This window comes from Rathayibacter sp. AY1C2, from assembly GCF_002931195.1.
GTDB lineage: Bacteria > Actinomycetota > Actinomycetes > Actinomycetales > Microbacteriaceae > Rathayibacter.
In genome coordinates, this window is record NZ_PSWG01000001.1 from 180,531 (window position 1) to 199,085 (window position 18,555).

An 18,555-nucleotide genomic window follows, 5' to 3' on the forward strand; every position below is an offset into this window, starting at 1 on the left:
GTCAGCGTCCCTTCCGTCGTCCGCGCTTGCCGTCGTAGTGCGGGTTCTCCCAGATCACCGTGCCGCCCTGGCCGAGGCCGACGCAGAGGGCCGTCACGCCGTAGCGGACCTCGGGGTGCGACTCGAACTGCCGGGCCAGCTGGATCATCAGCCGGACCCCGGAGGAGGCGAGCGGGTGGCCGATCGCGATCGCTCCGCCGTACTCGTTGACGCGCGGGTCGTCGTCGTCGAGGCCGAAATGGTCGAGGAAGGAGAGCACCTGCACGGCGAACGCCTCGTTGAGCTCGAAGAGCCCGATGTCCTCGATGCCCAGGCCCGCCTTGCGGAGCGCCTTCTCGGTCGAGGGGACCGGGCCGATGCCCATGATCTCGGGCTCGACGCCGGCGTACGCGAAGCTCACCATCCGCATCTTCGCGGACAGGCCCAGCTCCTGTGCGGCCTCGGCGCTGGCCAGGAGCGACACCGTCGCTCCGTCGTTGAGCCCGGAGGAGTTGCCCGCGGTCACCCGGCCGTGGGGGCGGAACGGGGTCCGCAGGCCCGCGAGGCCCTCGAGGGTCGTCTCGGGGCGCGGTGCCTCATCGGCGGTCGCGAGGCCCCAGCCCGCGGCGCTGCGCGTGGCGACGGGGACGAGGTCCGGCTGGATGCTGCCGGCGGCGTACGCGGCGGCGAGCTTCTGCTGGCTCCGCAGGGCGTAGTGGTCGGCGCGCTCCTTCGTCAGGTGCGGGAAGCGGTCGTGGATCCGCTCCGCCGTGCGGCCCATGTTGAGCGCGTCCTCGCCGACGAGGCGCTCGGAGAGGAAGCGCGGGTTGGGGTCGGCGCCGAAGCCCATCGGGTGCCGGCCCATGTGCTCCACGCCGCCGGCGAGGACCACGTCGTAGGCGCCGAACGCGATGCCGCCCGCGGTCGCGGTGACCGAGGTCATCGCTCCGGCGCACATGCGGTCGATGGCGAAGCCGGGCACCGACTTCGGCAGCCCTGCGAGCAGCGCCGCCGTGCGGCCGAGGGTCAGGCCCTGGTCGCCCTGCTGGGTGGTGGCGGCGATCGCCACCTCGTCCACCCGCTCCTTCGGCAGCGCGCCGTTGCGCTCCAGCAGACCGATCATCGCCTTGACGACGAGGTCGTCGGCTCGGGTCTGCCAGTACATGCCCTTCTCGCCGGCACGCCCGAACGGAGTACGGACTCCGTCGACGAACACGACTTCGGATCTCTCGGCCACAATGCCTCCCAGGAACTCACGGTCGCCGTCGATCGTAGGAACCGGCACCGCGCAGCCGGAATCCTTTGCCGCTTCCTACGAAGGGGTTTCGGTGCCCTCGGCCGGCGCTTGGGCCGCTTCGACAAACGCGGTGGCGATCGAGCCCGACGTGGCCTCGACCTGCCAGGCGCGGGCGCCGGCGCGGGTGAGCTCCGCGGCGACCGACTCCGCGGTCAGCGGCTCGGGCGGGTTCCAGGCCACCCGGCGCAGCAGCTCCGGCGTGAGCAGGTTCTCGACCGGGAGCGAGAGCAGCTCGGCGATCTCGGTGACCACGGCGCGTCCCGCCTTCAGGCGCGCGTCGGCGGCCGGGTTGCGATCGCCCCACGCGCGGGGAGGGGGGAGCGTGTCGGCGGCCGGGCGGGTCGGGCTCGGCAGGTCCTCGGTCGTCGTCCCGCGCTCGATCGCGGCCCACCAGCGCTCGACCTCGCCGCGGCTGGCGCGGCCGGTGAAGTCGCGGCGGCCCGAGAGCTGGCCGATGCTGGTCGGGATGTTGCGGGCGACCGCGATGATCGAGGAGTCGGGGATCAGGCGGCCGGGAGCGATGTCGCGCTCGCGGGCGAACGCGTCCCGGGCCAGCCAGAGCTCGCGCGCCACGGCGAGGGGGCGCGGGCCGCGGAGCGAGTGCATGCCGGAGAGGCGGCGCCACGGATCCGGCGGGACCGCCTTCGGGGCGCGCGCGAGCGTCGCCTCGAACTCCTCGCGGGCGATGCGCGTCTTCCGCGCGGCGATGAGCATCTCCTCCATGCGGTCGCGGAGGTCCACGAGGAGCTCCACGTCCTTCGCGGCGTAGACGAGCCAGCTCTGGGGGAGGGGGCGGGTCGACCAGTCGGCGGCCGAGTGCTCCTTGGCCAGGTGGATGCCGAGGAGGTCCTCGACGACGGCGCCGAGGCCCACCTTGGGCAGTCCGAGGAGCCGGGCGGCGAGCTCGGTGTCGAAGATCCGCACCGGGTCCAGGCCCACCTCGCGCAGGCAGGCGAGATCCTGGCTGGCGGCGTGGAGGACCCACTCCTCCTGGCCGATGACCGCCTGCAGGGCGTCCATCCGGCCGATGGCGGGGGGATCGAAGAGGAACGCGCCGGCACCGCGCCGGTAGACCTGGATCAGGTACGCGCGCTGCGAGTAGGTGAAGCCGGAGGCGCGCTCGGCGTCGACGGCGACGGGGCCCTCGCCGGCGGCGAGGGCGTCGACCGCGGCGAGGAACTCGTCGGGCGTGGAGAGGACACGGTAATCAGTCACGGTTGTTCCGTCGGAAGGCGAGCGGGGTCACACCGTCGCTCGATACGGGCGGGAGACCCGCGAGCATGCACAACAGCTCCCCCCACCCTTCCACGTGAGCGGCGAGCTGCGCATCATCCGGGCTCCAGGAGGCGCGGATCTCGATCTGCGCACCGTCGCCCTGAGCGGCCAGCTCGCCGAAGCCGGTGGAGAGCACCTTGGTGGCCGTGCCGGACGCGGCGGAATAGGAGGCGCCCCGCGCCCCGAGGGCGTCGATGAGCCAGGACCAGGCGACCTCGGCGAGGAACGGATCGGTGCCGATCTCGACCTCGAGCGGGGCCTGGGCGAAGCAGACGACACGGAAGGGGCCGCCCCACTGCTCGGGCTCCTCGGGGTCGTAGAGCAGGATGAAGCGCCCCGTGCCCAGCTCGGAGTCGCGTCCGTGCGCGTGCGGCGCGACGTCGCCCGACAGGGCGAGGGCCCAGGGCGCGAGACCCGACGGCGAGGCGATCTCGGACACGGTGAGCTCGGCGCGCCTGGCAGCGGCGCGGATCGACTCCGTCGCGACCCGGAACTCCTCGGGGAGCTGGGACGACGCTGGGAATTCGGGCACGGTCGCAGACTAGGGTTCCGACGCGCCCGGGACGCGGAGGCACGCCGGGTGGGCGGCTCTCAGCGCGTGCGGCTCCAGCGGGCGTAGACGGCCCCGGAATCGTCCGCGGCCAGGAGCGTCAGGGCGTAGGCGTCGTCGACGACGGCCGTGCCCGTCGCGACCGGGAGGCCCGGCAGGACGACGCGCGGCGAGGTGGTGAGGCACAGCTCGTCGACCCGGCCCGAGGCGAGGAACTGGCCCGAGAGCGAGGCGCCGCCCTCGCAGACGACGCGGTGCAGGCCGAGCCCGGCGAGAGCCTCCAGGAGCTCGTCGACGCCGATCCGCTCCGAGGAGGACGGGACCCGGACCACCTCGACGCCGGCGGGGAGCCCCTCCACCGCGCCGCGCGACTCCGGCACCAGCAGCAGGACCCGGGAGCCCTCCTGCAGCTCCAGGCGGTGCCCGGCGAGATCGCCCGAGGCGGAGACGACGGCGAGCGGGACCCGCCGGGGAACGCGGTAGCCCTCGGCGCGGACGCTCGCGGCTCCGACGAGGACGACGTCGGCCTGCTCGCGGACGACTCCGAGGATCGTGCGGTCGACGCGGTTGGTGAGCGTCTCGCTCGTGCCGTCGGAGCCGGTGCTGGAGCCGGTGACGCTCGCGATCATGTTAAGGCGCACGCGCACCGCCTCGTCGGGACGCCAGGCGTCCGCGACCGCCGCTCGCGCGCCCTCCTCGCCGATCACGATCGGCGGACCGGCTGGGACGAGCGGCCGGAGGATCATGCGGCCAGGTGCGCGCGGACCTGCCGCTTGGTGCGGCCGAGCAGCGCGGTCATGCCGCGCAGGCGCAGCGGCGAAACCGCCTCCGAGAGGCCGATGGTCTGCGGGAAGTCGTCGGGAACGGCGAGCACCTGCTCGGGGGTGAGCCCGGCCAGGCCCTGCGCCAGGATCGACGCGAAGCCGCGCGTCGTGGGCGCCTCGCGGGGAGCCGTGGCGTGCAGGTGCACGATCCCGCCCTCGACGTCGACGACGATGAAGACGGGCGCCTGGCACTCCTCCACGCGCTCGAAGAGGTCCGGGTGGTCGCGGTAGCGCTCGGGCAGGTCGGGGAGCTCGTTCGAGAACTCGAGTAGGAGCTGCAGGCGCTCCGGCTTCTCGAGGGCGAGGAACTCCTCGCGGATGTCGCGCAGAGCGTCGGGGAGCGTGGTGTCGGTCATCCGGTCCAGTGTCTCATCGGGGGAGGGGCGGCGGGCGGTCGCAGCGGAGGCCGGGAGCCCGGATCCGGCCCGTCGACGGGCGGATCGGCGCTCCCGGCCTCCGTCGTGACGCGTCAGCGGGCCGCGGGGGCCTCGCCGGGCTCGGCGCCCTGCACGATCGGGACGCGGACGGCGCTGCCCCACTCGGTCCAGGAGCCGTCGTAGTTGCGGACGCCCTCGAAGCCGAGGAGGTGGGTCAGCACGAACCAGGTGTGGGCGGAGCGCTCGCCGATCCGGCAGTAGGCGATGACGGAGTCGCCGTCCTTCAGCCCCGCGCCCTCGCGGTAGATGCCGTTCAGCTCGTCGAGGGGGCGGAAGGTGCCGTCCTCGGCGGCGGCCCTGCCCCAGGGCACGTTCTGCGCGCTGGGGATGTGACCGGCGCGCAGGGCGCCCTCCTCCGGGTAGGCCGGCGCCGTGGTGCGCTGCCCGGTGAACTCCTCCGGGGAGCGGACGTCGATCAGCGGGTTGCCGAAGTGCGCGAGGACGTCGTCCTTGAAGGCGCGGATCTCGGCGTCGCTGCGCTCGACGACGGGGTACTCGGCGGGCTCCGGGGAGGAGGCGTCGGTGGTCGTCGGGCGGCCCTCCGCGAGCCACTTGTCGCGGCCGCCGTCGAGCAGACGGACGTCCTCGTGACCGAAGAGGGTGAAGACCCAGAGCGCGTAGGCGGCCCACCAGTTGTTCTTGTCGCCGTAGACGACGACGGTGGTGTCGCGGGCGATGCCCTTGCCGCCGACCAGCGCGGCGAACGCGGCGCCGTCGATGTAGTCGCGCTGCACCGGGTCGTTGAGGTCGGTGTGCCAGTCGATCTTGACGGAGCCGGGGATGTGGCCGGTCTCGTAGAGCAGGACGTCCTCGTCGGACTCGACGACGACGAGACCGGGAGTGCCGAGGCGCTGCTCGAGCCAGTCGGCGCTGACGAGCCGTTCGGGGTGCGCGTAGGAGGCGAACTTCGGCGACGGATCGGTTTCGACGGACAAGGAGGACCTCCAGGATGGTGCGCGGAGCGCGGGCGTGATTCCACGGCGGGCTACGCTGGAGCCCGCCCTTCAGCGACAGTACGCGTCCGCGGACGACGCCGCACGGAGGGCGCCGTAAGAGTTCGACACAGAACCGCGGCGGCTCCGTGCCCGGTGCGGCCGCCGCCACTGAGCGCACGGACCCCCGCCGTGCGCAGGATGCGAGACGCGAGTGAGCCCCGACGACATCCGATCGACGAGCAGCCTGACCGCCCGCTCGCCCCAGATCAGCGGGCACGAGATCGCGTCGACGCTGGTGCCCCCGCGCCAGTTCGAGGGCGCCACCTTCGAGAGCTACCGTCCCGACCCGGAGTACCCCTCGCAGGCCGACGCGGTGGAGGCTCTCCGCGCGTTCGCCGCCGGCGGCGGATCCAAGGGAGGCGGAGGCGGCTTCCTGGGCTTCGGCCGGAAGAAGGCCCCCACGGTCAAGCCGGGCGTGTACCTCGACGGCGGCTTCGGCGTCGGCAAGACCCACCTGCTCGCGGCGATCTGGCACGCGGTGCCGGGCCGCACCTACTTCGGGACGTTCATCGAGTACACCGCGCTCGTCGGCGCGCTCGGCTACGCGGCGACCGTCTCGCTCCTCAAGGGCTCGGCGCTGCTGTGCATCGACGAGTTCGAGCTGGACGACCCGGGCGACACGATGCTGATGACGCGGCTCCTCGGCGAGCTGGTCGCCTCCGGGACCCGCATCGCCGCGACCTCGAACACCCCGCCCAACGCGCTGGGCGAGGGGCGCTTCGCCGCAGCGGACTTCCTCCGCGAGATCCAGTCGATGGCCGCCCACTTCGAGACGATGCGGATCGACGGCACCGACTACCGGCGCCGCGACATCGAGGGCCACGCCGTGGTGCGCACCGACGAGGAGATCGACGCTCTCGTCGCGGCCGCCCCCGCCGGCTCCGTCGTCACCGACGACCCGTTCGCGGACGCCGTGCACCACCTGGGCACCGTGCACCCCTCCCGCTACATCAAGGTGATCGACGGCGTCGACACCATCGTGCTCCGGGGCGTCACCGCTCTGACCGACCAGACCGACGCCCTGCGCCTCGTGGCCTTCATCGACCGGGTCTACGACGCGCAGATCCCGGTCCTCGCCTCCGGGACGCCCCTCGACGAGGTCTTCGGCGGCGACATGCTGAGCGGCGGCTACCGCAAGAAGTACCTGCGCTCGATGTCGCGGCTCATCGCGCTCACCTCGATGGCGCCCCGCTCCTAGGGGCGGATCCGCTCTCCTCCCGGCGTTCCCGGGGTCGTCGTCGTGCCGTCCGCCAGCGCGCCGTAACGCGCTTTTTACACAGGGGCCTCGGCCGTAACCTCCGCGAAACGCGGTGCCTCACGGGACGAAACCTCGCGCCACCAGACTGTCGGCTACCCGAGGTGACCCGACACCCGCGTGTCTCCAGGCCGTGCTCCGACGCAGCGTCCTCGCTCCGGGCTTTTCTCTGCACACTCACGAGAGGTTCAACAATGGATCAAGGCAATACCGCGTTCCTGCTCATCGCAGCCGCGCTGGTCCTGCTCATGACCCCCGGGCTCGCCTTCTTCTACGGCGGCCTGGTGCGTGCGAAGAGCGTCATCAGCATGATGATGCTCAGCTTCGGAGCCATGGGCCTCATCGGGGTCCTCTGGGTCCTGTACGGCTACGCGATCGCGTTCGGCAACGGCCCGTCCGGCCCCGCGGGGACCGACACCTTCGTCGGCATCGACGGCGTCCTCGGCATCGACACCGCCCAGATCGGCCTGCAGGGCATCTACAACGACGCACTCGGCGAGCAGACGTCGGCCTACCCGACGCTGGCCTTCGCCGCGTTCCAGGCGACGTTCGCGATCATCACCGTCGCGCTCATCTCCGGCGCCATCGCGGACCGCGCGAAGTTCGGGGCCTGGATGGTCTTCGCCGGCGTCTGGGCCACCGTCGTCTACTTCCCGGTCGCCTCGTGGGTCTTCAACTTCACCCTCGGCGACGACGCCACCGTCGTCGACGGCGGCTGGATCGCCTACGGCGTCGGCGCGATCGACTTCGCGGGCGGCACCGCCGTCCACATCAACGCCGGAGCGGCGGCCCTCGCCCTCGCCCTGGTGCTCGGCAAGCGCGTCAACTTCACCAAGGGCGCGCACCAGCCGCACAACCCGCCGTTCGTGCTCCTGGGCGCCGGACTGCTGTGGTTCGGCTGGTTCGGCTTCAACGCCGGCTCCGAGCTCGCCGCCGACGGCATCGCGGCCGTCGCCTTCCTCAACACCATCGCCGCTCCGGCCGCCGCGATCCTCGGCTGGCTCGTCGTCGAGAAGATCAAGGACGGCAAGCCCACCTCGATCGGCGCCGCCTCGGGCGCGGTCGCGGGCCTCGTCGCGATCACCCCGGCGTGCGCCAGCCTGTCGCCGTTCTGGGCGATCGTCCTGGGCGTCATCACCGGAGCCGTCTGCGCCCTGGCGATCGACCTCAAGTACCGCCTCGGCTACGACGACTCGCTCGACGTGGTCGGCGTGCACCTGGTCGGCGGCCTCATCGGAACGCTCTACATCGGCTTCTTCGGCACCGGCGTGGGCCTGTTCCTCACCGGCGACGCGAGCCAGCTCGGCAAGCAGGCCCTCGCGGCCTTCACCGTCCTCGCCTACTCCTTCGTCATGACGCTCCTCATCGGCTGGATCATCCAGAAGACGATGGGCTTCCGCGTGAAGAACGAGGACGAGATCGCCGGCATCGACACGGCCATCCACGGCGAGGCGGGCTACGTCCTGGCGGACTGACCCCCTCCTCCGCAGCACCCGACGGGGTGCCGGCTCTCCGGAGCCGGCACCCCGTCGGCGCGTCCGGGCCGGGCGACCGCCGGGCGCGCCCCCGCGGGCGGGCGGCCGCGGATCCGGGCTAGGGTTCCGGGGTGCCCTCCTCGCGCTCGGTCGTGTCCCTGCTCCTCCGACTCCTCGGCCGCGCGGTCGCCCCGCGGCCGGACGCCGGGCCCCGCCCGCAGCGCCCGTACCTGAGCACGACGGCGCCGACGCCGGGCGCGAGCGGAGTGGGCCGCACCGTCGAGGTCGACCCGTCGCGGCTCCGCGGGGTCCGCCTGGGCTACGCGCCCACGCCCGACGGCGACCCGGACCCGGGCGAGGTCGTCTGGACCTGGGTCCCCTACGAGGAGGACGACGGCCGCGGCAAGGACCGCCCGGTGCTCGTGCTCGCGGTCGAGAAGTCGGGGACGGTTCTCGCCGTGCGGCTGAGCTCGAAGGAGCACTCCGACTACCTGGCCGTCGGCACCGGCGGCTGGGACCCGGACGGGCGCCCCAGCTGGGTCGACCCGGAGCGCGTGTTCCGCGTGCACCCCGCCGGGATGCGCCGCGAAGGAGCAGCTCTGGAGCGCGCTCGGTACGACGCCGTCGCCCGGGTGCTCTCGGCGCGGTACGGCTGGCACTGAGCGCTCGACGCCGTCGAGCGGCCACGAGTGGTCGCCGCTGACCGCCTCACGGGAGATCCCTGCCCGTCGAACGAGGGCCGTGCTCCTCGGAGGAGGCGTCAGACCGGGTCGATCGGCACGAAGCCCGCGTACTTCGCGGCGCGGCCGTCCCCGGAGGACGTGCCGGTGAGCCTGCGCTGCACCCACGGCGCGACGTGCTGCCGGTAGTAGTGCACGGTTCCGCCGCGCCGGAGTGCGGCCTCGGGAGCGTCGGGCAGCGCGGCGGGCGGCGTGAGCCCGAGCGCCCGCAGGACCCGGTCGGCCACCCGCCGGTGTCCCCGCGGGCCGAGGTGCAGGCGGTCCTCCGACCACAGCGCCGGATCGGCGAAAGCGGGGTCGTGCCAGTTGTCGGCGACGACCACGTCGGTCCGGTGGCTCGTCCGGCGCAGGACGGCGTCGGTCAGCGCGTCCCCGCGGCGACGGATGAGCGAGCCGAGCGGGAGCCGCGGCGACGGATCGGCGCCGGCCAGGGCGATCAGCACGACGCCCTGCTCGTCGCAGCGCTCGAGGACGCGGAGGTAGGCGTCGGCGATCCGCTCGATGTCGGCCCGCGGGCGCAGCATGTCGTTGCCGCCGCCGTTGAAGGAGAGGTGGGTCGGACCCAGGGCGAGCGCGGGCTCGAGCTGCTCGGCGAGGATCGGCGCGATGAGCCGGCCCCGGATCGCGAGGTTCGCGTACTCGATCCGCTCACCCGTGGCCGCCGCCCATCCCGCGGCCGCCAGATCGGCCCAGCCGCGCGGGGTGCCGTCCGGCCGCTCGTCGCCGACGCCCTCGGTGAAGGAATCGCCGATCGCGACGTAGCGGACGGCCGTCATCGGCGGGTTCCGGAGGTGCGCATCGTGGCACTGTACCGCTCCGCGGCCGGGCTCAGGCGCGGCGCCTCAGCGGGGTGACCGGTGCCGAGCGGATGCTGCTGGGGCGGGCCGGAGTCGCAGCGCCCGGCGCTGCGGCGAGCAGCTCCTCCTCGGGCCGGGTGCCGGGCCGATGCTCGCGCTCGGGACGCGGGGCGGCCCGGAACCAGGCGGCCAGCGCGGAGGACCGGCGGTGCCTCCGGTGGTCGCGGTCCAGCTCGGCGGTGCCCCGGTAGCCGGAGCCCCGGGCGATGCGGTCGAGGCCGCCGAGAGCGACGGGGGTGCTCGCCATCAGGACGGCGGCCAGCTCGAGTCGGCGGAGGGCGAGGTGCTCGTCGAGGCCGAGCCCGTAGCAGCGGCGGAACCGCAGCCGCAGCAGCAGGGCGGGCATGCACAGGAGACGCGTGAGGTCCTTGTTCGTGACGCGGAGGCGCGGAATGCGTTCGGGGTGGCGCAGTGATCGGTGTCGGACCGGCGCGACCGGCGAGGGCTGTGCCATCGTCGGGAGGGGGCGGAGTCCCCGCCGATCCGGAACCGACACCCAGGAGACGACCGCATGGCGCACGCCGCGCTGATCATCCACAGCGCACGGAAGGTCGACGCGGCCGGGACGGTGGAGGACCACTGGCTCCTCGCGCGGGACGGCGCGATCACGGCGACCGGCACCGGCACCGGCTGGCAGGCGCAGGCGGAGGGGGCGCAGCTGCACGACGCGCGGGGCCTCACCGCTGTCCCGGGCTTCCTCGACCTCCATGTGCACGGAGGGGGCGGTCACGGCTTCGACGGAGGAGCGGAGGCGATCCGCGCGGGCCTCGCGCTGCACCGCTCCCGCGGCACCACGCGCTCGCTGGTCAGCCTGGTCTCGGCGCCGCTGGAGCAGCTGGAGTCCTCTCTGGACGCGGTCTCGGCCCTCGCGGTCACCGACCCGCTCGTGCTCGGCGCGCACCTCGAGGGCCCGTTCCTCGCGCCCTCGCGCAGGGGAGCGCACGACCCCGCGGCTCTCGTGCACCCCTCCTCCGGCGCGGTCGGCCGGCTGCTGGACGCCGCCCGCGGACGCCTCGCGCAGATCACGCTCGCGCCCGAGCTGCCGGGAGCCCTCGCCGCGGTGGAGCGGCTCGCCGGCGCCGGCACGGTGGTCGCGGTGGGCCACACCGAGGCGGACGCCGACCAGGCGCGGGCAGCGTTCGACCGCGGAGCCCGGCTGGTCACGCACGCGTTCAACGCCATGCCCGGGATCGGCCACCGCTCCCCGGGCCCGATCCCGGTGGCCCTGGGGGACGAGCGGGTCGCGCTCGAGCTGATCCTCGACGGCCGGCACGTGGACGTCGAGGTGGTGCGGCTCGCGTTCGCGGCGGCTCCCGGGCGGATCGCGCTCGTCACCGACGCGATGGCGGCGGCCGGGGCGGGCGACGGAGCGCACCGCCTCGGCCCGCTCGACGTCGAGGTGCTCGGCGGAGTCGCCCGGCTCGCGGGCACCGCTGTGCTCGCCGGATCCACGCTCACGCAGGAGGAGGCCCTGCGGCGGGCCGTCGGGCCCGGCCGGCTCGGGCTGCAGGCGTCCGTCGCCGCCCTCACCGCCGTTCCCGCCCGCGTGCTCGGCCGTGGCGACCTCGGCCTGCTGGCCCCCGGGTACCGCGCCGACGTCGTCCTGCTCGACGCATCGCTCCGCGTGCAGCGGGTCTGGGCCGAGGGGCGCCCGTTCCCCGACTCCGCGGACGGCGCGTCGCGACCCCGGGTCAGGGCGTCGGCGTCACGGTCCAGGTCCCCTCGGTCTGGACGGCCATGACGCCGGGCAGGTCGGCCTCGAACACCTCGGAGAAGGCGACGGAGTCGCCGAACAGCTGCGGCTGATCGGAGGTCGTGAACACGCGGCCGGAGAACGAGTCGTCCGGACCCGCGGGCGTGTAGTCGACCGTCACGCGCGGGACGTCGTCGGAGAAGAACAGGACGGCCGGGCCGGTGCCGGACTGCGCACCGCTCACCGTTGCGAGGTCGTTCCAGCTCTGCAGGCCGAGCGTCCACGGCCCGTCGGCTCGGACGATCACCTGCTGCTCGACGGGGTCGTCGCGGAAGATCCCGGTCAGGAACGACCCCGTCATCGGGGCGGCGGCCTCGCCGAAGGGCGTCATCCGGCCCGCGGCGGTGACGATCGCCGTGCCCGTGCAGGCCGAGCAGTCCAGGCTCAGGACGACCGCGAACTCGCCCTGCCGCTGGAACGACACGTCGGCCGGGCCGGTGCCCGAGACGGTGGCGGGGACTCCCTCGCCGACCGGCCCGGCGTCGACGACGGTTCCGACCGGCTCGGCGGTCGCCGGAGCGGAGGGGGTCGGGCTCGGAGTGATCAGGTCGGTGATGGGGGGTCTCGGCGTCCGCGAGGCGGGCGCGGACGCCGTGGCGCCCGCCTCGGCCCCGCCGCCGGCGGTGCACCCGCCCAGCAGCAGGAGCCCCGCCGCTGCCGTCGTCGCCACTGCCGCTGTCGTCCCCCGAGCCCTCATGCGTCCAGACTGCCAGGGCTGGTCCGGATCGTCGTCCCCGGAGGGAGTCAGAGGAGCAGGGCGCCGAGGCCCGCGGCGGCGAGGACGACGATCCACGGGGGCACGGTCCAGCGCGTCAGCGCCACGAAGGCGCCGATCGCGAGCGCCAGAGCGCCGGTCGAGCCGATGCCCTCGGTCAGCACCGGGTCGTAGAGGGCGCCGCCGAGCAGTCCCACCACGCCGGCGTTCACGCCGGCCAGCGCCTTCTGCGCGACCGGCAGGTGCCGCAGCCGCTGCCAGAACGGGAGCACGCCGACCACGAGCAGAGCGCCCGGCAGGAAGATCGCGACCAGCGCGATCGCCGCCCCCGCGACACCGTCCGGCGTCCCCGCGCCCACCGCGCCGAGGAACGCGGAGAAGGTGAAGAGCGGGCCGGGCACCGCCTGCGCCGCCCCGTATCCGGCCAGGAACTCGCTCTGCCCGACCGTGCCGGCGCCGACCGTCTGCGCCTCCAGCAGAGGCAGCACGACGTGGCCGCCCCCGAACACCAGAGCGCCCGACCGGTAGAAGACGGAGGCGAGACCCGCCGCTCCCTCGCCGGTGAGCGCGGCGAGCAGGGGGAGGCCGACCAGGAGGAGCCCCCAGAGGGCGAGGGCCGAGACCGCGAGCGCCGTCGGGATCCGGACCGCGAAGCCCGGGCCGTCGTCCGGAGCCGCCTCCTCACGGCGGAGCCACAGGACGCCGGCCAGGCCCGCCGCCGCGATCACCGCCACTTGCAGCGCGGGCTCCGGGGCGAGGAGGACGGCGACAGCCGCTGCGCCGGCGATCGTCGCGCGGCGGCGGTCCGGTGCGAGCGAGCGCGCCATCCCGAGCACGGCCTGCGCGACGACCGCGGCCGCCGCCGCCTGGAGGCCCAGGAGCCAGCCGGCGGAGGCGACGTCGCCCGCACCGGCGACGAGCCCGGCGACGAGGACCAGGGCGATCGCCGAGGGGAGCGTGAATCCGCACCACGCGGCGACCAGTCCGGCGAGCCCCGCGCGCTGCAGGCCGACCGCCATCCCGACCTGGCTGGACGCGGGTCCGGGGAGGAACTGGCACAGCGCGACGAGGTCGGCGTACGCGCGATCGGTCAGCCAGCCGCGGCGCACCACGAACTCCTCGCGGAAGTAGCCGAGGTGCGCGATCGGCCCGCCGAACGAGGTCAGCCCGAGGCGGAGGAACACGAGGAGCACGGGGAGGGCGCCGCCCCGCTGCAGCCGACCCGTCTCCGACACGGGGGCATCCTGCCAGACGGCGGTGTCCAGCACGCGTCGTGTCACCGGAAAAGGGACGATAAGCGGCCGGATAAGCGATTCCTCGCCCATTCTCCTCCGGTTGATAAAACGGTGGGTAGAAATACTGAACCCCTTCTCATCCCCTCTGTTAGCCTGATCCGGCTTCCCTTTCCTTCTCGAGGAGAAGGTGATCCGCATCAGTAACGCGAGCGCTGCCGCTCGTTCACTGAACGCCTTCTCCTCCTCTTTCGATCGGTGTACCCGGAACGGTGACGATCGGAAAGGCTCTCTCTTCCGTGACTCCTCAGGACACTGCCGTCGGCGACTCCGCCGACTCCTCCCGCACCGGCTCCCGATCGGGCGTCAAGGCCCTCTCCGCTCTCTCCCGCCGCACGATCCTCGCCGGATCCGTCGCCGGCGCGGGCGCGATCGCCTTCGCGACGCCGGCCCTCGCGGCCGGCGACCTCACCGCGGTGCCCCGACTGCCCGGCGAGGTCTCGCGCCTGTCCACCGCCACGTCGAAGACGGGCGGGAAGCGCTACGAGATCATCGACGTCGTCGTCGCGGGGGACCGGGCGCGCCTGTTCGTGCCGCACGCGACGCCTCCGTCGCAGACCAGGGGCGCATCAATGCTCTGGTACTACCACGCCCGCAACGGCACCCACACGGCGCTCTCGAGCGCCTTCGCGTACTCGGCCGACCTCGCCGTGGACCGCGGCATCGTCAGCATCTGCCCGACCTACGGCGGCAGCATCTGGTCGAGCCCGCGGGCGATCGAGATCCAGGCCGCTGTCGTCGCCTGGGCCTCGTCGGTGTGGCGGATCGACGCGAGCCTCCTGCGCTCCGACTCCGGGGGCGGGCCGCTTCTGACCTGGGCCTACGGGAAGCGGATGGTGCCGAACATCCGGGGCGCGTACCTCTGCAACAGCTCCTACGACATGGAGGAGCGGGCGGCGAGCGAACCGGACCGGATCGGCCCCGAGTACGCCGACGCCGCGGCCATCGCCGCCACCAACCCGGCGCGGCTGCCCGCGTCGGTGTGGCGCGGTGCGCGGCTGAGGATCACCGGATCGCCCGACGACAAGGTCGTGCCGTTCGCCCTGCACGGCGCCGCCCTGCACGCCGCGGCTCTGCCCCTGGCGAAGGAGGCGACGCTGCGCACCCACCCGGGGGAGGGCACCGACGGCCACAAGGTCCCGAGCTTCACGAACAAGGAGATGATCGACACCTTCCAGCGCTGGATCGCCGAGGGCCCCGTGCCGCAGACGGAGCCCGAGCCCGAGACGCCGCTCGTGTCCACGCTGCCCGGCGCGGGCACCTACGAGAACGGCGCCGCGCAGATCGTCACCACCGGCACCTGGACGACGCTGAAGGCCACCGCGGACAGCGGCGGGAGCATCGCCTACTCGACCAGCTCCGGCGCCTCCGCGACGCTCGCCTTCACCGGCACGAGCATCGCCTGGATCAGCCGACTCACGTCGTCCTCCGGGATCAACGACGTCGAGCTCGACGGTGTGAAGGTCGCCTCCGTCGACCGCTACAGCGCGTCCACCCGCTCGAAGCAGACGGTGTGGAGCAGCGGACAGCTCGCCGCCGGGCCGCACACGCTGACGATCCGCCGGGGGAGCGGCCGCAATCCGGCCTCGACCGGGACCAACCTGCTGCTCGACTCCTTCGTGGTCGGCGACGCGACGCCTCCGCCGGCGACGACGCTGCCCGGAGCGGGCACCTACGAGAACGGCGCCGCCCCGATCGTCACGACCGGCACCTGGTCGACGCTGAAGGCGAGCACGGACAGCGGCGGCAGCATCGCCTACTCGACCACCGCGGGCGCCTCCGCCACCCTCGCCTTCACGGGTACCAGCGTGAGCTGGATCAGCCGCCTCACCGGCTCGTCCGGCATCAACGAGGTCGAGCTCGACGGAGTCACGGTCGCGTCCGTCGACCGCTACAGCGCCGCGACGCGGTCGAAGCAGACGGTCTGGAGCAGCGGACAGCTCGCGCCCGGGCCGCACACGGTGACCATCCGCCGCGGGAGCGGCCGCAACCCGGCCTCGAGCGGCACCAACCTGATCCTCGACGCGTTCGTGGTCGGCGACGCCGCTCCGGTCCCCACGGTCACCGTGCCCACGCCGATCGCGGAGTGGTCCTTCGCCGAGAGCGCCGCCCCCTTCGCCTCGGCCGTCGCGGGCGCTCCGGCGCTCCGGCAGGGCGCGGGCTCCTCCGCCCGCGCCGTCGCCACGCCGTTCGGCACCGGAGTCGCCCTCAACGGGACGACGGACCACCTGGTCGTCCCCAAGGACGAGGTCGGCCCGCTCAACCTGGGCGCCTCGACCGGCCAGGTGACGATCGCGGTGTGGGTGCTCAACTCCGACGCGGACGGCGCCTGCATCGCGGGCGTCTGGGAGGAGTCGACGGTCGGGCCGCTGCGCTCCTATGCGCTGTTCAACAACCTCCCCGAGTACGGCGGCTGGGAGCGCGTGTGCATGCACGTCTCGAAGCTCGGCGGGCCGACGCCCGGCTACCCGTACTCGCGCGACTACTCGGTGGAGCCCCGCCGGATCACGCGCGGCGTGTGGCAGCTGCACGTCGGGACGTATGACGGCGCAGTCGCGGTCTCGTACCTCGACGGCGCCGCCACCGCGTACCCGGTGTACACCGACAAGCTCGGCGCGACCTACGCCAAGAACCCCTACGTCTACCCCGACGGCCTCAACGCGGCTCCGGGCGACTTCGTGGTCGGAGCGGTCGGCCGGGACGGCACGATGATCAACCGCTTCGCCGGCTCCCTCGCCCGACTGCGGGTGTGGGACCGGGCGCTGACCGCGGAGCAGGTGAAGCAGCTCTACTCGGCCGAGAAGGGCGCACTCGGCTGACGACCCGAGGGCGGTGACACGAGTCCGAGAAGCGGATGATCCGCTTCTCGGACAAGGCCGTGTGAGCGATAGCGGGCGTCCCTCTTTCGAGGGTGGTGTTATCGGCTGAATACAGATCGGCGGGCGGCCGCTTCACGGCTGCTCCGTCGTTCTCCGCCGCCTGTATCCGCTGCGCGGGATTCCGTACTCAGGCGGACGTGCGCTCCCGGAGGGCCGTACGGCGGGGGATCATCGCCCGGCGGCCGCGCAGCCCTGTCCCGGATCTCGGAGTGCGGCCCCGCGCCAGATGCGCACCGGCGCGACCACCTCCCAGCCGAGGGTGAGGTAGAGGGCGCGGCCGTCCGTGCTGGCGACGAGGAGACCGCTCCGTGCACCCTCGGACCGGGCCCAGGCGGTGAGGGCGTCGACGACCCGCCGTCCCAGCCCGCGTCGGCGGAACCGCGCATCGGTCTCGATCCGGTCCAGGACCGCGACCGTCCCGTGCACGGCGGCGGTGCCCTGAGCGGCGACGACTCCGTCGACCAGCAGCCGGACGCTCGCCACTCCGTCGGCGGCCTCGAGCACGGCTCCCGCGAGCAGGGCTCCCTCGGAGGTGCGGATCGGGCCGAGGGACGCCGCCATCAGGCTCTCGTCGCCCGACACGAGCTCCAGCCCGGCGGCGGGCGCGAGGCGGGCGTCGTCGCCCAGGCCGATGACCGTCATCCACTCCCGGGGCCCGGCCGTCTGCTCGGCGCCCGCCTGCAGCGCGGAGGGCGACGGATCGACCAGGATCCGCTCCCGCGTGCGCGACTCCGCTCCGACATCGACCAGCCATGCCCCGTCCTCGCGGACGCGCTGCACGCCGCGTGCACGGCACCAGCCCTCGATCCAGTCGTCCACCCGCTCCGTCGTCGTGATCACGCCCCGAGAGCAGCCGCGACCGGACGGGCGCGATCGTGGGAAGCGGGTTCTCCCGGCGGTGGCCGTCGATCCCCAGCAGGACCGCCCTCGCCCGGATCGCACTCCGCGCACCGCGATCCGCCGGGTCCTCCCGTTGTCAACCTCAGTGCCACGGCGCCGTCCCCGGCCCTACCGTCGGCGCGAGACATCCGCTGCACCGCCGGGACCCTGACGGCCGTGCCGAGAGTGAGGGGCCGATCCGATGCCCAGGCGGGACGGCGACCCGCGGAGCACCACCCGGGTGCTGCGCGAGCTGGTCGCCGCGTTCGAGGATCCGGGGGCCGTGCACCCGGCGCTGGCGCGGCAGGTGCGGAGCGCCGCCCGCGAGCTGCTCGGCGCGTCGGAGCGGGAACCGCTGCGCCTGCGCGTGCGGATGCCGACCCTGATGGTCCCGCGCTCGGTCGTGGACGAGGTGCCCGATCCGCCCCCGGTGCCGCCCGCCGCGCTCTGACCCGACGGCGCTCGTACACTCGGACGATGCGACACGGCATCGTCATCCTCCCGCAGGACCCGTGGGCCGAGGCCCGCCGGAAGTGGCAGTCGGCCGAGGGCCTGGGCTTCGACCACGCGTGGACCTACGACCACCTCTCCTGGCGCTCCCTCGCCGACCAGCCGTGGCACGCGACCGTCCCCACCCTCACCGCTGCCGCGATGGTGACCGAGACGCTCCGCCTGGGCACGTTCGTGGCCTCCCCGAACTTCCGCCACCCGGTGCCGTTCGCGAAGGAGATCGCGACGCTGGACGAGATCTCGGGCGGTCGGACCATCCTCGGGGTCGGCTCGGGCGGCACGGGCTTCGACGCGCGCGTGCTCGGGCAGCCCGACTACTCGCCCCGGCAGCGGCACGAGCGCTTCACCGAGTTCGTCACGGCCCTCGACGCGCTGCTGCGCTTCGAGGAGCCCGGCTCGGGCGGAGTGGACCTCGAGGGGGAGTGGTTCACCGCCCGCTCGGCGCGCATGGTGGGCGAGCCCGTGCAGAGCCCCCGCGTCCCGTTCGTCCTCGCTGCGAACGGGCCGAAGGGCCTCGCGCTCGTCGCCGAGTGCGGGCAGGGCTGGGTCACCACCGGCCCGGAGGGAGTGTCGAGCCAGGAGTGGTGGCGGGCGGTCGCGTCCCTCTCCCGGCGGCTCGACGCGGCGCTCGAGGCGGCCGGGCGCGATCCGCGCACCGTCGAGCGCCACCTCTCGCTCGACTCCGGGAGCGACTACTCCCTCGAGAGCGTCGCCCGGTTCGAGGACATGGCCGGCCGGGCGGAGGAGCTCGGCTTCACGGACATGATCGCGCACTGGCCGCGGCGCGACGGCGTCTACGCGGGCGACGACGAGGTCCTCTACGAGGTCGCCTCGCGCTTCTGA

At 73.8% G+C, this 18,555-nt stretch carries 18 protein-coding genes; 7 read left to right on the top strand and 11 right to left on the bottom strand.

All coding sequences use genetic code 11. The features are described from left to right. Nucleotide 1: 1 nt before the first annotated feature. The 6 genes from C5C55_RS00860 to C5C55_RS00885 form a co-directional block, all read right to left on the bottom strand. The gene (locus C5C55_RS00860) at nt 2-1,216 is read right to left on the bottom strand and encodes a thiolase family protein (RefSeq protein WP_104232573.1); all 1,215 of its coding nucleotides are present in this window, start codon (nt 1,214-1,216) and stop codon (nt 2-4) included. Nucleotides 1,217-1,291: 75 nt separating this feature from the next. Beyond that, nucleotides 1,292-2,491, bottom strand: coding sequence for a ribonuclease D (locus tag C5C55_RS00865; RefSeq protein WP_104222092.1), 1,200 nt, complete (start codon nt 2,489-2,491; stop codon nt 1,292-1,294). Further along, the gene (locus C5C55_RS00870) at nt 2,484-3,083 is read right to left on the bottom strand and encodes a DUF3000 domain-containing protein (RefSeq protein ID WP_104232574.1); all 600 of its coding nucleotides are present in this window, start codon (nt 3,081-3,083) and stop codon (nt 2,484-2,486) included. The genes C5C55_RS00865 and C5C55_RS00870 overlap by 8 nt, the downstream gene beginning before the upstream one ends. Nucleotides 3,084-3,142: 59 nt before the next feature. Continuing rightward, nucleotides 3,143-3,847, bottom strand: coding sequence for a dihydrofolate reductase family protein (locus C5C55_RS00875; protein WP_104232575.1), 705 nt, complete (start codon nt 3,845-3,847; stop codon nt 3,143-3,145). Continuing rightward, complete coding sequence (locus tag C5C55_RS00880) at nt 3,844-4,281, bottom strand: SufE family protein (protein ID WP_104222086.1); 438 nt, start codon at nt 4,279-4,281, stop codon at nt 3,844-3,846. The genes C5C55_RS00875 and C5C55_RS00880 overlap by 4 nt, the downstream gene beginning before the upstream one ends. 113 nt (nt 4,282-4,394) lie before the next feature. Continuing rightward, nucleotides 4,395-5,297, bottom strand: coding sequence for a sulfurtransferase (locus C5C55_RS00885; protein ID WP_104232576.1), 903 nt, complete (start codon nt 5,295-5,297; stop codon nt 4,395-4,397). A 211-nt stretch (nt 5,298-5,508) separates the two neighbouring features. Here C5C55_RS00885 and zapE point away from each other — a divergent pair, with 211 nt between their 5' ends. The 3 genes from zapE (at nt 5,509) to C5C55_RS00900 (ending at nt 8,749) form a co-directional block, all read left to right on the top strand. Then, a complete protein-coding gene (gene zapE / locus C5C55_RS00890; RefSeq protein ID WP_104232577.1) occupies nt 5,509-6,555 on the top strand; it encodes a cell division protein ZapE in 1,047 nt (348 codons plus the stop codon). A 251-nt stretch (nt 6,556-6,806) separates the two neighbouring features. Continuing rightward, nucleotides 6,807-8,087 carry an ammonium transporter gene (locus C5C55_RS00895; RefSeq protein ID WP_104222080.1) on the top strand — a complete coding sequence of 427 codons (1,281 nt, stop codon included), beginning with the start codon at nt 6,807-6,809 and terminating at the stop codon, nt 8,085-8,087. 131 nt (nt 8,088-8,218) lie between these two features. Beyond that, nucleotides 8,219-8,749 (top strand): type II toxin-antitoxin system PemK/MazF family toxin, encoded by a 531-nt coding sequence (locus C5C55_RS00900; RefSeq protein WP_167299028.1) that lies wholly within the window; start codon nt 8,219-8,221, stop codon nt 8,747-8,749. Nucleotides 8,750-8,847: 98 nt separating this feature from the next. Here C5C55_RS00900 and C5C55_RS00905 read toward each other — a convergent pair whose 3' ends face one another. Together C5C55_RS00905 and C5C55_RS00910 are read right to left on the bottom strand one after the other, a co-directional pair. Further along, nucleotides 8,848-9,603: an SGNH/GDSL hydrolase family protein gene (locus tag C5C55_RS00905; protein ID WP_104232578.1), complete on the bottom strand. Its 756-nt coding sequence runs from the start codon at nt 9,601-9,603 to the stop codon at nt 8,848-8,850. Nucleotides 9,604-9,655: 52 nt separating this feature from the next. Then, on the bottom strand, nt 9,656-10,030 hold the full coding sequence (locus C5C55_RS00910; RefSeq protein ID WP_104232579.1) for a hypothetical protein: 375 nt from the start codon (nt 10,028-10,030) through the stop codon (nt 9,656-9,658). A gap of 165 nt (nt 10,031-10,195) precedes the next feature. Here C5C55_RS00910 and C5C55_RS00915 point away from each other — a divergent pair, with 165 nt between their 5' ends. Beyond that, nucleotides 10,196-11,425 (top strand): N-acetylglucosamine-6-phosphate deacetylase, encoded by a 1,230-nt coding sequence (locus tag C5C55_RS00915; RefSeq protein ID WP_104232580.1) that lies wholly within the window; start codon nt 10,196-10,198, stop codon nt 11,423-11,425. Here the strand turns inward: C5C55_RS00915 and C5C55_RS00920 are convergent. Both C5C55_RS00920 and chrA read right to left on the bottom strand, forming a co-directional pair. After that, entirely contained in the window at nt 11,376-12,107 is a 732-nt protein-coding gene (locus tag C5C55_RS00920) for a hypothetical protein (protein WP_104232581.1), read from the bottom strand. The two genes, C5C55_RS00915 and C5C55_RS00920, sit on opposite strands and share 50 nt — an antisense overlap. Before the next feature lie 74 nt (nt 12,108-12,181). After that, entirely contained in the window at nt 12,182-13,387 is a 1,206-nt protein-coding gene (gene chrA / locus C5C55_RS00925) for a chromate efflux transporter (RefSeq protein ID WP_258072478.1), read from the bottom strand. Nucleotides 13,388-13,683: 296 nt separating this feature from the next. On the opposite strand from chrA, the gene C5C55_RS00930 reads away from it, so the two are divergent. Then, nucleotides 13,684-16,263, top strand: a complete 2,580-nt coding sequence (locus C5C55_RS00930) for a LamG-like jellyroll fold domain-containing protein (RefSeq protein WP_104232583.1) — start codon at nt 13,684-13,686, stop codon at nt 16,261-16,263. Between the two features lie 228 nt (nt 16,264-16,491). On the opposite strand, the gene C5C55_RS00935 is transcribed toward C5C55_RS00930, so the two are convergent. Next, on the bottom strand, nt 16,492-17,163 hold the full coding sequence (locus tag C5C55_RS00935) for a GNAT family N-acetyltransferase (RefSeq protein ID WP_219812977.1): 672 nt from the start codon (nt 17,161-17,163) through the stop codon (nt 16,492-16,494). 241 nt (nt 17,164-17,404) lie between these two features. Here C5C55_RS00935 and C5C55_RS00940 point away from each other — a divergent pair, with 241 nt between their 5' ends. Both C5C55_RS00940 and C5C55_RS00945 read left to right on the top strand, forming a co-directional pair. Beyond that, nucleotides 17,405-17,653 carry a hypothetical protein gene (locus tag C5C55_RS00940; protein ID WP_146080869.1) on the top strand — a complete coding sequence of 83 codons (249 nt, stop codon included), beginning with the start codon at nt 17,405-17,407 and terminating at the stop codon, nt 17,651-17,653. Nucleotides 17,654-17,679: 26 nt separating this feature from the next. Beyond that, nucleotides 17,680-18,555 (top strand): LLM class flavin-dependent oxidoreductase, encoded by an 876-nt coding sequence (locus C5C55_RS00945; RefSeq protein WP_104232584.1) that lies wholly within the window; start codon nt 17,680-17,682, stop codon nt 18,553-18,555.

Excerpts from the sequence above, each read along its gene's own strand:
- C5C55_RS00875 (WP_104232575.1), bottom strand. The coding sequence starts at position 3,847 with ATGATCCTCCGGCCGCTCGTCCCAGCCGGTCCGCCGATCGTGATCGGC.
- C5C55_RS00880 (WP_104222086.1), bottom strand. The coding sequence starts at position 4,281 with ATGACCGACACCACGCTCCCCGACGCTCTGCGCGACATCCGCGAGGAG.
- C5C55_RS00895 (WP_104222080.1), top strand. The coding sequence starts at position 6,807 with ATGGATCAAGGCAATACCGCGTTCCTGCTCATCGCAGCCGCGCTGGTC.
- C5C55_RS00905 (WP_104232578.1), bottom strand. The coding sequence starts at position 9,603 with ATGACGGCCGTCCGCTACGTCGCGATCGGCGATTCCTTCACCGAGGGC.
- C5C55_RS00910 (WP_104232579.1), bottom strand. The coding sequence starts at position 10,030 with ATGCCCGCCCTGCTGCTGCGGCTGCGGTTCCGCCGCTGCTACGGGCTC.
- C5C55_RS00915 (WP_104232580.1), top strand. The coding sequence starts at position 10,196 with ATGGCGCACGCCGCGCTGATCATCCACAGCGCACGGAAGGTCGACGCG.
- C5C55_RS00940 (WP_146080869.1), top strand. The coding sequence starts at position 17,405 with ATGCCCAGGCGGGACGGCGACCCGCGGAGCACCACCCGGGTGCTGCGC.
- C5C55_RS00945 (WP_104232584.1), top strand. The coding sequence starts at position 17,680 with ATGCGACACGGCATCGTCATCCTCCCGCAGGACCCGTGGGCCGAGGCC.